General features: G+C 71.0%; 15 protein-coding genes. 5 read left to right on the top strand and 10 right to left on the bottom strand.

The genetic code is table 11. The annotated features are described in order from the left end of the window. Positions 1-2: 2 nt before the first annotated feature. Together M3U25_RS16980 and M3U25_RS16975 are read right to left on the bottom strand one after the other, a co-directional pair. The gene (locus tag M3U25_RS16980) at positions 3-1,922 is read right to left on the bottom strand and encodes an EAL domain-containing protein (RefSeq protein ID WP_355502668.1); all 1,920 of its coding nucleotides are present in this window, start codon (positions 1,920-1,922) and stop codon (positions 3-5) included. Between the two features lie 35 nt (positions 1,923-1,957). Continuing rightward, positions 1,958-2,584 (bottom strand): DUF4126 domain-containing protein, encoded by a 627-nt coding sequence (locus M3U25_RS16975; protein WP_242084692.1) that lies wholly within the window; start codon positions 2,582-2,584, stop codon positions 1,958-1,960. Between the two features lie 186 nt (positions 2,585-2,770). Here M3U25_RS16975 and M3U25_RS16970 point away from each other — a divergent pair, with 186 nt between their 5' ends. From M3U25_RS16970 to M3U25_RS16950, 5 genes are read left to right on the top strand one after another with little or no spacing between them, the layout of a single operon-like run. Beyond that, positions 2,771-3,505, top strand: coding sequence for a DUF6776 family protein (locus tag M3U25_RS16970; protein ID WP_355502672.1), 735 nt, complete (start codon positions 2,771-2,773; stop codon positions 3,503-3,505). Positions 3,506-3,512: 7 nt separating this feature from the next. Continuing rightward, positions 3,513-3,962 carry a polymer-forming cytoskeletal protein gene (locus M3U25_RS16965; protein ID WP_160946138.1) on the top strand — a complete coding sequence of 150 codons (450 nt, stop codon included), beginning with the start codon at positions 3,513-3,515 and terminating at the stop codon, positions 3,960-3,962. A gap of 31 nt (positions 3,963-3,993) precedes the next feature. Continuing rightward, on the top strand, positions 3,994-4,380 hold the full coding sequence (gene erpA / locus M3U25_RS16960; protein WP_017908990.1) for an iron-sulfur cluster insertion protein ErpA: 387 nt from the start codon (positions 3,994-3,996) through the stop codon (positions 4,378-4,380). Positions 4,381-4,428: 48 nt separating this feature from the next. Continuing rightward, positions 4,429-5,355, top strand: coding sequence for an NAD(+) diphosphatase (gene nudC, locus M3U25_RS16955; protein ID WP_355502676.1), 927 nt, complete (start codon positions 4,429-4,431; stop codon positions 5,353-5,355). Positions 5,356-5,407: 52 nt separating this feature from the next. Then, positions 5,408-6,304: a hypothetical protein gene (locus tag M3U25_RS16950; protein ID WP_242160206.1), complete on the top strand. Its 897-nt coding sequence runs from the start codon at positions 5,408-5,410 to the stop codon at positions 6,302-6,304. 242 nt (positions 6,305-6,546) lie between these two features. Here M3U25_RS16950 and M3U25_RS16945 read toward each other — a convergent pair whose 3' ends face one another. The 8 genes from M3U25_RS16945 to M3U25_RS16910 all read right to left on the bottom strand — a co-directional run bounded on the left by M3U25_RS16945 (position 6,547) and on the right by M3U25_RS16910 (position 12,516). Next, positions 6,547-6,954 (bottom strand): DUF2752 domain-containing protein, encoded by a 408-nt coding sequence (locus M3U25_RS16945; protein ID WP_019797682.1) that lies wholly within the window; start codon positions 6,952-6,954, stop codon positions 6,547-6,549. A 5-nt stretch (positions 6,955-6,959) separates the two neighbouring features. Further along, the gene (locus tag M3U25_RS16940) at positions 6,960-7,310 is read right to left on the bottom strand and encodes a CD225/dispanin family protein (RefSeq protein ID WP_242160207.1); all 351 of its coding nucleotides are present in this window, start codon (positions 7,308-7,310) and stop codon (positions 6,960-6,962) included. Positions 7,311-7,388: 78 nt separating this feature from the next. Next, positions 7,389-7,811 carry a DUF2752 domain-containing protein gene (locus tag M3U25_RS16935; RefSeq protein WP_242160208.1) on the bottom strand — a complete coding sequence of 141 codons (423 nt, stop codon included), beginning with the start codon at positions 7,809-7,811 and terminating at the stop codon, positions 7,389-7,391. Between the two features lie 58 nt (positions 7,812-7,869). After that, positions 7,870-8,151, bottom strand: coding sequence for a CD225/dispanin family protein (locus M3U25_RS16930; RefSeq protein WP_242160209.1), 282 nt, complete (start codon positions 8,149-8,151; stop codon positions 7,870-7,872). 46 nt (positions 8,152-8,197) lie between these two features. Further along, positions 8,198-8,497: a CD225/dispanin family protein gene (locus M3U25_RS16925; RefSeq protein ID WP_048489319.1), complete on the bottom strand. Its 300-nt coding sequence runs from the start codon at positions 8,495-8,497 to the stop codon at positions 8,198-8,200. Between the two features lie 94 nt (positions 8,498-8,591). Continuing rightward, the gene (locus tag M3U25_RS16920; protein ID WP_355502682.1) at positions 8,592-10,514 is read right to left on the bottom strand and encodes an MFS transporter; all 1,923 of its coding nucleotides are present in this window, start codon (positions 10,512-10,514) and stop codon (positions 8,592-8,594) included. 27 nt (positions 10,515-10,541) lie between these two features. Continuing rightward, the gene (locus M3U25_RS16915) at positions 10,542-11,486 is read right to left on the bottom strand and encodes a LysR family transcriptional regulator (protein WP_342074284.1); all 945 of its coding nucleotides are present in this window, start codon (positions 11,484-11,486) and stop codon (positions 10,542-10,544) included. A 103-nt stretch (positions 11,487-11,589) separates the two neighbouring features. Further along, positions 11,590-12,516, bottom strand: coding sequence for a hypothetical protein (locus M3U25_RS16910; RefSeq protein ID WP_355502685.1), 927 nt, complete (start codon positions 12,514-12,516; stop codon positions 11,590-11,592). Positions 12,517-12,696: the final 180 nt, after the last annotated feature.

Genomic DNA, 12,696 nt, shown 5'->3' with positions numbered 1-12,696 from the left:
GGCTACAGCACCGCGTTCTGGAAGTCGAAGTTCAGCTGGTCGCCGACCGACTGCACCAGGTTGCCCTGGATGAAGTCGACCCCGCCCATCCACATCGCGGCCGCCGCCTGCGCCTGCTCGATCTGCTGGCCGATGATCAGCAGGCCGGCGCGGTGCGCCAGGTCGATGGTGGCGCGCAGCTGGTCGCGCAGATCCGGATCGGCATGCGCACCGGCGAAGCGCGCCGACAGGCGCAGATAGCCCAGCGGCAGGTGCGCGAGCAGGGCTTCGGCTTCGGCGCCCGGCTCGAACTGGCTGATGCAGAACTGCACGCCCAGCGGCATCAGCCGCGCGCAGAACTGCTGCAGCGTGGCGGTATGGACCAGCGCATCGTCCAGGCGCAGGTCGATCACCAGCGAGGTGCCGGTGACGCCGCGGCGGCCGATGGTGTCGATCAGCCATTCGGCGAAGGCGGTGCGCGCCAGCGTGCGCGAGGATTGCGACACGAACAGGCGCAGCGGCGGGGTGGCGTGCTGGTACAGATGCAGCAGGCCCAGCGCGTGGTCCAGCACCTGCTGGTCGAGGTCGGCGATGCGGCCGCCGGCCTCGGCGGCCGGCAGCACCTGGCCGGCCGAGAGCAGGCTGCCGTCGCGCTGGCGCAGGCGCAGCAGCACCTGGTACTGGGCAATGTCGCCGCCGGCGACGGCGACGATCGGCTGGTAGGCCGGTTCCAGTTGCCCTTCCAGCATGGCGATGCGTTGCAGGTCCTCGTCCGCGCGCGGCGGCACGTAGGCGGCGATGCCCTGCGGCTGCAGCCGTGCCTGCAGGGCGGTGCGTTCCACCGCCTCCAGCGCGCTGCCGGCGTCCTCGAAGCCATGGCCGAAGTCGGCATAGCCGATCGCGCAGCGCAGGTGCAGCGCCTCGTCCTCGCGCAGCGGGAAGGCGTGGCCGGACAAGGTGTCGCGCAGGCCGTGCGCGCGCTGCCGCTGCGCGTCGGCATCGGCGTCCTCGCTCAGCAGCAGGAAACTGTTGTCGTTGAGCCGCGCCAGCGGCTGCGGCGCGGTGACGCCGGCCAGACGGCGCCCGGCCTGCGCCATCAGCCGCTCGAATGCGGCGTAGCCGTAGCGTTCGCGCAGGCCGAGCGCGCTGGCGATCTCGATGAAGTACAGGCTGCCGGGGCGGCGCGCGCGCAGCGTCGTGTCCAGCAGCTGCAGCAGATGCGCGCGGGTCGGCAGGCCGGTCTCGGGATTGTTCAGCGGCACCGCCTCGGCGTGGTCCTGCTGCGCCTGCTGGCGCGCGCGGCGGATGCGGTTGGAGACCGCGGCGATCAGGTGCCGCGGCCGGATCGGCTTGGTCAGGAAGTCGTCGGCGCCGCTGTCGAGCACCTCGTACTCCAGCTCCGGATCCGCATCGCCGGACAGGAACACGATCGGCAGCAACTGGTGCTGCGGCTGCTGGCGGATCAGCGCGGTCAGGCGCATGCCGTCCAGGCCCGGCATGTGCAGGTCCATCAGGATCAGGTCCGGGCGGTAGTCGACGATGGCCTGCTGCACGTCTTCGGCCTGCATCTGCACCTGCGCGTGCATGCCGGCACCGTGCAGCACGCTCTGCGCGAACAGCGCCTGCGCGCGGTCGTCCTCGACGATCAGCACGCGGTAGGGTGCGGCCGCATCCTGTGCGGCGGAATCGGAGGCGGTGTCGGCGACGACGAAGGCGGCCGCGCTGGCGTCGGCCGGGCCATCGTCATGCTCGCTGCTGGCCAGCGGCATGGCGGCCGCCGCGGAGTCGGCGGCGCGATCATCGGCGGCGAGGTCGGCGGACGCCGTGGTCTGCGCGTCGCCGACCCAGCGGCGCCAGTAGTGCGGCGGCGGAGTCTCGGCGCGGACATGGCGCGCGCGCGGGTCCTCGCGATGGGAAAGCGGAGCGGCGTCGTTGGCGGGCATCGCGTCTGGTTCCTGGTGCGCGTCCAATTATGCGATCAAGTTCGCGAAGGCTGCGTGCCTTGCGGCGCGGCAGACGGCGCCGCCGGCGCCAGCAGGCGGCGCATGCCCCGCCACAGCAGGCGCCACGTCCACCACACCAGCAGCGCGCCGAGCACGCTTGCCGCCAGCACCACGGCCAACGCCAGCCACGGGTGCGCCAGAGCCAGGGCCAGGGCGGCGATCACCACCGAATCCTCGGCCAGCGAGGCGATCCAGTTGCTGGCCGGCTCCGGCGAGGTGTTGAGCAGGGCGCGGGTGCCGGCCTTGAGCGCGTGGCTGGTCAGGGCCACGCCGGCGCCGGTGGCCAGCGCGCCGGCGCCGAGCTGGCCGTCGGGCGAGAGCGTGGCCGCGGCCAGGAAGGCGCCGGCCGGAATCCGGGTCAGGGTCTGCAGCAGGTCCCACACCGAATCCACACCGGGGATCTTGTCGGCGAAGAACTCGGCCAGCGCCAGCGCGCCGGAGGTGCCGAGCACCCACCACGACTGCGTCGCTTGCAGCGCCGGCGGCAGGTCCAGCCAGCCGAGCAGGCCGGCCAGGCCGACACCGAACACGGTCAGGTAGACGCGGATCCCCGCCAGCCAGGCCAGCAGGATGCCGATTACGAAAAGATGGGCGTCGGTCATGGCAGGCGCTCCTGCAACTGCACGGGTGCCGGCCACTATCGGCCAAGCCCGCCACGAAGGCCAGCCCGCGGCGCCGGCCGGCCGCGCAGTCCGGCGCCGCTCAGGAGGGTGGCTTACACTAGGTGGCCCAGTAGGCCGACCCGCGAGGATCGACGCCGGCGCCGCCTCGGTGGCGCGGCAGCGCGCATGAACCGACCCGTTCCCCGTTTCCAGATCGTGCCCAACGGCGCCGCGCCCCGCCGCGGCCGCGGGCTGTGGCTGCTGCTGGCCGGACTGTGGCTGCTGTCGCTGGCGTTGGCCTGGTGGCTGGCTAGCCGTCAGGCCGCACCGCGGCTGAGTGCGGTCAGCGCGCAGTTGCGCGAGGCCGAGCGCAACCTGCAGGCGCAGCAGCGGCAGATCGAGACGCTCAACCAGCGCCAGGCCACCCTGGCCCGCTCCGACCAGATCAGCCGCGCTGCCAACAACGAGGTGCAGAGTTCGCTGGCCGAGCGCGACGAGGAGATCGCCGGGCTGCGTGCCGACGTGGCCTTCTACGAGCGCCTGGTCGGCGCCACTAGCCAGCGCAAGGGCCTGAGCGTGCATTCGGTGGAATTTTCCGCCGAGGCCGGCGGCACCTGGCGCTACAACGTGGTGCTGACCCAGAACCTCAACCGCGGCGCGATCAGCCAGGGCCAGCTGCGCCTGACCGTGGAAGGCGTGCGCGGCGGCAAGCTGACCAGCGTGGGCTGGGACGAATTGCACCAGAAGACCGGTGTGCCCGGGCAGGACTACTCGTTCCGCTACTTCCAGCAACTGGATGGCAGCGTGATCCTGCCCAAGGGCTTCACTCCGCAACGGGTGCGGGTGGTATTGAGCGGCGGCGGGGCGCCGGTCAGCCAGACCTTCGATTGGACATTGGCCGGTAACGGCAAAGGGGAATAATCAGCCTATGTTTGGGAACAAGAACAGCCGCAGCAGCGGCCAGACCGTGGTCGATACGCTGATCGGGGCGCAGGTGGTGATCCGCGGCGACCTGGTGTTCAGCGGCGGGCTCTACGTGGAAGGGCGCATCCTCGGCAAGGTCGTGGCCGAGGACGGCGCGCCGGCCACGCTGACCCTGTCCGAGCACGGCAGCATCGAGGGCGAGGTGCGCGCGCCGGTGGTGATCATCAACGGCCAGCTGATCGGCGACGTGCACGCCGCCGAGCGCGTGGAACTGGCGTCGAAGGCGCGCGTACAGGGCAACGTGCACTACCAGGTGGTGGAGATGAACGCCGGCGCGCAGCTGACCGGGCGCCTGATCCACGCTGGCAGCCTCGCGGCGCTGGCGCCGCCGGAAGCGCATCGCGAGGCCGCCGGCGACGCCGAGCCGCCGCGCGCGCTGACCGCCGAGGCTTGATTCGGGCGGCGGCCGTCCCCATCCTGGCGCCATGAGCACTCTCGTTTCCCTGCCGGGCGCCGCGCCCACGCCCGATTACCAGTCGCTGGATCGGCCGTTGAACTTCACCGCGGCCGCCGCGGCCAAGGTGCGCGAGCTGATCCGCGAGGAAGGCAACGACGCGCTGGCGCTGCGTGTGTACATCCAGGGCGGTGGCTGTTCCGGCTTCCAGTACGGCTTCGAGTTCGACGAGAACCGCGCCGAGGACGACCTGGCGGTGCAGACCGACCAGGTCACCCTCCTGGTCGACCCGCTCAGCCTGCAGTACCTGATGGGCGCGGAAGTGGACTACAGCGAGGGCCTGCACGGGGCGCAGTTCGTGATCCGCAATCCCAACGCCAAGACCACCTGCGGGTGCGGCAGCAGCTTCAGCGTGTAGACACGCTGCGGCTTGCGGGACGCGCGGTTTGCCTGCACCCTGCGGCGCATGTCCGATCCGACTGACTCCTTCGCCTTCGCCGGTCCCGCGATCGACCGTGCCGATACCGTGCGCAACGATCCGGCCGCGCTGCGCCAGGCCTGGGAGCAGGCACGGGTGCTGGTGCTGGACGCCGATGGCCATGCGCATGCCGAGACCGACGGACGCCCGCTGATCGCCAGCGCCGCTGCGCTGGGCGCGCCGGCGGAGCAGGCGCTCTTCCTCGGCCTGGACCATGGCCAGGCCTGGTTCGCGCTGGCCGCCGAGGCGGTGCCGCAGCGGGCGCCGCCGCAGCAGCGCATCGACTTGCGTCGCGCCGCCGCCGAGTGGCCGGCGCTGGAGGCCGGCCTGTTCGCCTACGCCCGCGCGATGCTGCACTGGCAGGCGCGCACCCGCTTCTGCGGCGTGTGCGGCGGTGCCATCGCGCTGCAGCGCGGCGGCTTCCTCGGCGTCTGCACGCAGTGCGCCAGCGAACACTACCCCCGGGTGGATCCGGCGGTGATCGTCGCGGTCAGCGACGGCTGGCGCCTGCTGCTGGGGCGCCAGGCGAGCTGGCCGGCGCGGCGCTACTCGGTGATCGCCGGCTTCGTCGAGCCGGGCGAATCGCTGGAGCAGACGGTGGTGCGCGAGGTGGCCGAGGAGACCCAGGTGCGGGTGCGGCCCGGCAGTTGCCGCTACTACGGTGCGCAGCCGTGGCCGTTTCCGGGCGCGCTGATGCTCGGCTTCAGCGCGCAGGCGGAGGCGGACACGCCGCAGGTGGACGGCGAGCTGGAAGACGCGCGCTGGTTCGAGCGCGAAGAGGTCGGCGCCGCGCTGGCGCGCCTGGCGGCGCACGGCGACAGCGCCGACGACGGCCACGGCCTGCGTCTGCCGCCGCGCATTTCCATCGCCCGTGCGCTGATCGAGGACTGGTACCGGCACGGCGCGCCGGCCTGACCGCGCCGGCGCGCTGCGCGCATCCGTTTCAGAACGGTCCCGGAGGACCTGCATGTTCACGACCCTCGTCGCTGTGATCGTCGCCCTGGTGCTGGGCCATGTCGCGCCCGGCATGGTGGCCTCGTTGCGCCGCTTCGACGCCTTCGGCGACTGGCTGAGCTGGCTGGACACGCATGCCGGCGAGGGCAGCACCTGGCGCGGCCGCTACGGCATCGCGCTGGCATTGCTGCCGCCGCTGCTGCTGGTCGGCCTGCTGCAGTGGCTGCTGGCGGCGCCGCATCTGGGCCTGCTGACGCTGTTGTTCGGGATCGCGGTCCTGGCCTTCAGTTGGGGGCCGCGCGACCTGGATACCGACGTGGAAGCGATCATCGACGCCGACGATGCCGCGGCGCGGCAGCTGGCGGTGGCGCAGTTGCAGGTCGATGGCGGGCCGCTGCGCGCCGATCCGGCCGGGCTGGTCGAGGCGGTGGCGGTCAGCGCGCTGCGGCGCTGGTTCGCGGTGTTGTTCTGGTTCCTGCTGCTGGGGCCGTTCGGCGCGCTGGGCTACCGGCTGCTGGCGCTGGCCGCGGTCGGCCCGTATGCGTCACGGCTGCCGCCGGCCACCGCCGCCGGCGCGCGGGCGCTGCTGACGGCGCTGGAATGGCCGGTGGCGCACCTGATGACGTTTTCGCTGGCCCTGGTCGGCAATTTCGAAGCGGTGTTCGGTGCCTGGCGCGCCGCCGGCAGCAAGCGCTGGCAGCTGGACACCGGCTTTCTCGGGCCGGTGGCCTGCGCCAGCGTGCGTGGCGAACTCGATGCCGAGGCGCACGACTACAGCGACGCGGGCATGGTGGTGCCGGCGCTGCGGCGCCTGCCCGAATTGCGCGATGCGATGAGCCAGGTCTGGCGGGTGCTGCTGCTGTGGCTGGTGCTGCTGGCGCTGCTGGTGATCGCCGGCTGGGTCAGCTGAGGCCGCTCCCGACAACAGGGCACCTCCAACAACCGGCTTCTGCCACGCATGACGGTGTCGCGTAAGAGCGGCTTCAGCCACGACGGAGTTGTCGGGAATGCCCGTCGCGGTACGGGACGCGTGCCGAGGTGATGAGGGGTGCCCATCAACCGGGCTGGCAGGTGCGAGTCTGTTACCCGACCCGACCCGACCCGACCCGACCCGACCCGACCCGACCCGACGAGGCGGATGCGGCAGGCCGGCTAGTGCGGCGCCAGCAGGGTGAAGGGGAACCACGGCAGGTTGCGTGCGATCCAGTAGCCGGGCAGCGCGACCAGCCAGAAGTTCGGGCGCGAGACCACGTTGATCACTGGCGCGAACCAGGCCGCACGCCAGCCGGCCTTCCAGGCGATCAGGCCGGGCAGCAGCGCCAGGCCGAGCATCGCGCCGGGATTCATCGCAAACGCCCCGACCGGGTCCAGGTGCACCAGCGCATGCAAGGCGCGGGTCATGCCGCAGCCCGGGCAGTAGTAGCCGGTGAGCGCATGGAACATGCACGGCGCGAACGGGTTGTTCGCGGCATTGGGGTCGAAGCGGTACAACAACGTGGCGCCGCCGGCCGCGAGTGCGGCGGCGGCGCCCAGGCACGCCCGTTGTTGCCAGGCGCGCATGCCGATCAGCTCGCGTGCTGGATCTGCTGCATGTAGTCCATGTAGCTCTGCATGCCGCCGGTGGCGAGCATGACCACGTTGATCAGCAGGCCGATGATGGCCAGCGCGGTGGTCACCCAGCACCAGGTCTTGGCAGTGTTGGAGGCGCGGCGCGCGCCCTCCAGGTCGCCCTGGTTGAGCAGGCCGTTGACCTTGCTGGAGAACACGATGGCGACGATGCCGGTGATCAGCGCCGGGCAGCACAGGCAGAAACCGAGCACCGTCGAGATGATCGCCCAGGCCAGGTGATTGGGGACCGGACCGGGGACGCCGGAGGCGGGAGGCGGCGGGGGCGCGACGGGGCTGACGGTACTCATGTGGATCTCCTTGATGGGTGGTGCACGGCAGTTGCTGAGTCTAGACGAGTCGCTGCGGTGTGCGGGTGTGGCAGGCCGTCAGTGCGGCGCGAGCAGGGTGAAGGGAGACCAGGGCAGGTTGCGCAGCAGGGCGTAGCCGAGCAGCACCCACAGCCACAGCCGCGGGTCGGCGAGGATCTTCAGCAGCGGCGCCAGCGGGCGCAGGCGCAGGCCGGCGGCGTTGAGCGCCATGATCGCCAGCAGCGGCAGTGCCACCACCAGCAAGGGATTGCTGGTCCAGGCGTGAGCCAGGTCCAGATGCACCAGCGCGTGCAGGCAGCGGGTGCTGCCGCAGCCGGGGCAATACAGGCCGGTGAGGGCGCGGAACGGGCAGCCCGGCAGCGGATTGCCGGGGACGTTGGGATCGACCCGACGCAACACCACGGTGGCGACCACCGCGGCGCCGCTCAATGCGGCCAGCGGCAGCCAGCGGGGCAGGGACTGCAGACGCGGCAGGGACATGGCAGGGAGGCGCTCGCGTGTGGCCGGCCGCCGTCGCAGGCGACGGCGGCCGCGGTGCTCAGGACGCCGAGGCCTGCTGCATCATGCCCAGGCCGCCGAGGGCGAAGATGAAGATCATGTACAGCACGATCAGCACCACCGAGGTGATCGCCGAGTAGATCGCCCACTTCTTGGCCTTGTCCGCCGACTCGCGCGCGCCGGTCACGTCGCCCGCGGCGAGCTTGGTGTTGACCTGCGAGGCGTAGACGATGGACACGATGCCCAGCGGCAGGCAGCAGAACAGCGTGGTCAGGATCGCCCAGACGAGGTTGTTGGACACTTGCGGTGCGGTGGTATTCATCCGTGTTGCTCCGGTGGTTGGGTGGTGAAACGGGAAACGCCCAGGGTCAGTGGCTGGTCAGGCTGCCGAGGAAGGCCAGGCCGCCGAACAGCAGGAACCACAGCGCCATCAGGATCGGCAGCGCGAACGCGGACCACATCGCCCACAGGCCGGCCTTGCGCGAGGCCTCGCGTGCGCCGGCGATGTCGCCCGCGGCGCGGCGGCCATCCACCTGCGAGGCGTAGACGATGGAGACGATGCCCAGCGGCAGGCAGCAGAACAGCGTGGAGAGGATGGCCCAGACGAGATTGTTGGGCACATAGACGCCCGTCGCGTTGGGCGCTGGTGGTGGTACGACCTGATTCACTGTCCTCGGTCCTTCGCAATGGACGCCGCTGCTTGTGGCGTCTCCCCTGCGGGTAATTTACCCGAAGCGCGCGCCCGCGGCACCTGCGCCGCGCTCAGGCGGCGTCGCCGCGCAGCCGCCGCACGTGGGCTTCCAGGGTCTCGGCGGTGGCCTGCGCGCCGGCCACCGGCGCCTCGGCGATCACCTCGACGTGCGCGCGGAAGCGCCGCGGCACGCGCATGCGCCGCAACCGCGAATCGCGCTTGCTCCACATGCTGGTCCACATGTTGCGCAACGCCATCGGCACCACCGGCACCGCGCGGCGCGCCAGGATCTTCTCCACGCCGGACTTGAACGCGGCGATCTCGCCGTCCTTGGTCAGCGCGCCCTCGGGGAAGATGCACACCAGTTCGCCTTCGGCCAGCGCGGCGTCGATGGCGTCGAACGCGCGCTGCATCAGCTCGGGATCTTCGCGCGCACCGGCGATCGGGATCGCCTTGGCGGTGCGGAAGATCCAGCGCATCACCGGAATGTTGAAGATGCGGTAGTACATGACGAAGCGCACCGGCCGCGGGATCGCCGCCGCCAGCACCAGTGCGTCCATGTAGCTGACGTGGTTGCACACGATCAGCGCGGCCCCTTCCTCGGGCACGTGACGTTCGACCGCGTGCAGGCGCAGCCGGTACAGCGTGCGCACCATCACCCAGCTGAGGAAGCGCATCAGGAATTCGGGGACGATGCTGAAGATCCAGATCGCCACCAGCGCGTTGGCGATGGCCAGCGCCAGGAACACCTGCGGGATGCTCAGCCCGGGCATCGGGATGCGCGTGCCGAACAGCTGCAGCTGCTGCATCTGCAGGGCGATGCCGATCATTGCCGCCAGCACGATGAACAGCGAGTTCTGGATGTTGAGCCCGGCGATGACGCGCGACAGCTCCGCCTTCGGCGTGCGGCTCTGGATCAGCGCGAACAGCGGCACCACGAACAGACCAGTGCACAGGCCGATGCCGACCAGGTCGAGCATGATCCGCCAGCTGCCGGCCTGGTGCACGAACTGGCCGATGCCCAGGCCGGTCTGCAGCGCGGCGCCGGGCCGGGCGAAGTACAGGTCGAGCATGAAGGCGCTGATGCCGAACGCGCCCAGCGGCACTAGGCCGATTTCCACGGTGCGCCCGGACAGCTTCTCGCACAGCAGCGAGCCGGTGCCGGTGCCGATCGAGAACAGCGCCAGGGCGAAGATGTACAGGTCCTGCGCGCCGCCCAGGTTGAGTTCGGCGTAGGTCGGCAACTGCGCGGTGAGCACGGTGCCGACGAACCAGAACCAGGACACGCCGAGCACGGCGTTGCGCACCGCCAACTGGCGCCGGGTCAGGCGCATGATCGCCAGCGATTCCGGCAGCGGGTTCCAGTTGATCTTCAGCTCGGGCGCGCCGGCGTCGACCCTGGGGATGCAGCGCGCCACCAGATTGCCGGTGACCGCCAGCGCCACCACCGCGGTGGCCGCGGCCACCGGCCCGTGGTCGCCGGCGATCTGGAAGATCAGCCCGCCCAGGATCATGCCGCACAGGATCGAGATCGAGGTGCCCATCTCGACCAGGCCGTTGCCGCCGGTCAGTTCCTCCGGCTTGAGCACCGACGGCAGGATCGAATACTTCACCGGCCCGAACAGGGTCGATTGCAGTCCGGTGCAGAACAGCGCCACCAGCAGCACCGCCATGTTCTCGGTCAGGAAGCCGACCGCGGCCAGCGACATGATGCCGATCTCCATGGTGGTGGTGATGACCACCAGCCGCGATTTCTCCAGCTTCTCGGCGATCTGCCCGGCCAGCGAGGAGAACAGGAAGTACGGCAGGATGAACAGCGCCGGTGCCAGGTTGGTGTACAGCGTGCGCTGCTCGGGGGTCACGCCCAGATAGAACAGCAGGCCGATGATCGCCTGCCGGTACACGTTGTCGTTGAAGGCGCCCAGCGCCTGGACCACGAAGAACGGCAGAAAGCGGCGTTGCCGCAGCAGGGCGAACTGGCTGTGGGCGGACATGCAGGCTCCTTTGCGAACGCGCGCAGCCTAGCAGGTTCGCCGCGCGCGCAGGCGTGGCGCGCGACGGCCCGCTCCGGGGCTGTCTGGCGCAGCCTGCAGGGCGTCGCGTCGCGCGCGCAGCAGGGCGATGAAGGCGCGCGCGGCCGGGGTCGGGTCCGGCCGCCACACGGCGTAGGTGAGGAAGCGGAAGCGCTCGCGCAGCGCCACCGTGGCCACGCCGTGCATGCCGGTGGCCATGGTCTGCGGCACCACGGCCAGGCCCAGGTCCTCGGCCACCAGTTGCCGCTGCAGGTCGGCGTGGGTGACCTCGTACTGCAGGCGCTGGCGCAGGCCGGCGGCGGCGAAGGCGCGGTCGATGATGCCGCGCACGCCGGCACCGGGGATCAGCCCGGCCATCGGCGCGTCCTCCAGTTCGCGCAGCGAGACCTCGCGCCGTGTGGCGAAGCGGTTGCCCGGCGCGGCGATCAACGCCAGCGGCTCCTCGTGCAACAGCAGGTGCTGCGGCGGCAGCGCCACGTGCGGGCCGACCCCGACCAGGGCCACGTCGAGCCGGCCTTCGCCCAGGTCCAGCAGCAGCGCATCGCTCATGCCGGTGCGCAGGTGCACGTCCACCGCGCTGTGCGCCTCGCGGAACTGGCGCAGCGCCGCCGGCACCTGCACTGCGTTCAACGAGGAGATCTGGCCGATCTGCAGGCGGCCGCGCACCGTGCCCAGGGTCTGCGCCATTTCCTCGTGCAGGCGCTCGGCCGCGCGCAGGGTGGCGCGCGCGTTGTGCAGGAATACCTCGCCGGCGGCGGTGGCGCGCACCTGCCGCGCGCCGCGCTCGAACAGCCGCGCGCCCAGCGCCTGCTCGATCTTGGCAATCTGGTGGCTCAGCGCCGATTGCACGGTGTGGCAGCGGCGCGCGGCCGCGGTGAAGCTGCCTTCCTCGGCGACGGCGACGGCGAATTCGAGCTGGCGCAGGGTCAGCATGGCATGGCCCTGCGCGCGTCGCGGTGGCGGCGCTGCCGCGACGCGGTGTCGCCGCGTGTGTGCCGTGCCGTCCGTTGCAGCGCGGTCTGTTGCAGTGCCAGGCTCATGCCAGCCATCCGAGTCGCTTGCGCCATCGCTGGCGCAGCCACAGGCGGATGTTGTAGCGGCGCTTGCGGCTCATGAACGGGTAGCGCAGGGTAATGCCGAGCAGGCCGCGCAGCGTGTCCAGCCGCGGCGCATGCACGGGCAGGGCGTCGCAGCGCACCGAGATGCGGTCGCAGCCGGCGTCGTGGGTGCGGTGGATGACGTCGGCACGCATGATCAGCAGGTCGCCGACCGCAAGTTGCGGCACCACCTTGTGCGCTTCCAGGTCGAAGCCGATCTTCCAGCCGGGGCTGGCGTCGTGCAGGTCCTCGATCGCATACCAGTCGCCGATGGCGATGGCCTCGCCGGGAAAACGCAGCCGGAACCAGTCCAGCGTGTCGGCCTCCACGCAGCGGAAGCGCAGCGCGCCGCGGCCCTGGATGCGCTCATGCAACCGCGGGTCCAGGCGCGCGACCACGTCGTCGGCGACGATCGCCACGTTGGCCAGGCCGGCGTCGGGCTTGAGCACCGGCATGTAGCAGATCAGGTAGTTGCGGTGGTCGCCATGCAGGAAATAGCTGAAGTGGTCCAGGTGCCAGTTGAGCGCGCCGCCCGGCGCGGTTTTCGGATCGCGGTGCTGGTCGAACGGCAGGCGCAGGCTCGGCGCGGCATGGCTCTCGCGGATGCGGATGGCGCAGTAGCCGAAGCGGTCGGCGGCGATCGCCAGGCCCATGGCCGCGGCCACCGGCGGCACGGTCGCGGCAATGCGCGCCTGGATCCGCTGCATGTCCGCTGCCGGCAGCTCGCCGATCACGCCATCGTGGAACTTCTCGGCGCCTTCCAGGAAGCGCAGCAGGCCCTCGGGAATGTCGCCGTCGCCCAGGAAGCCGCGGATCACCGCGTAGCCGTGCTGGTGCAGCGCCTCGGCGATGTCGGTGCTGGGCATGGAGCGCATTCCTTCAAAGCGATGGCGGTCGGGGTGGCGGCGTCCGAGTCCGGACATGGCGTGCGTCCGGAGCGCCGACCCGCCGACGCGGCCGGGCTGTCGGCAGCCACGCTCACGCTATCTCAAAAGCAGATGGAAGTGGTGAAAAAAATGCGTTGGAAAGATCGATCCCGCCACCAC

The sequence above is a fragment of the Xanthomonas sp. PPL134 genome (assembly GCF_040595915.1).
GTDB classification, from domain to species: domain Bacteria; phylum Pseudomonadota; class Gammaproteobacteria; order Xanthomonadales; family Xanthomonadaceae; genus Xanthomonas_A; species Xanthomonas_A indica.
This window is presented reverse-complemented; position numbering and strand designations above follow the sequence as displayed.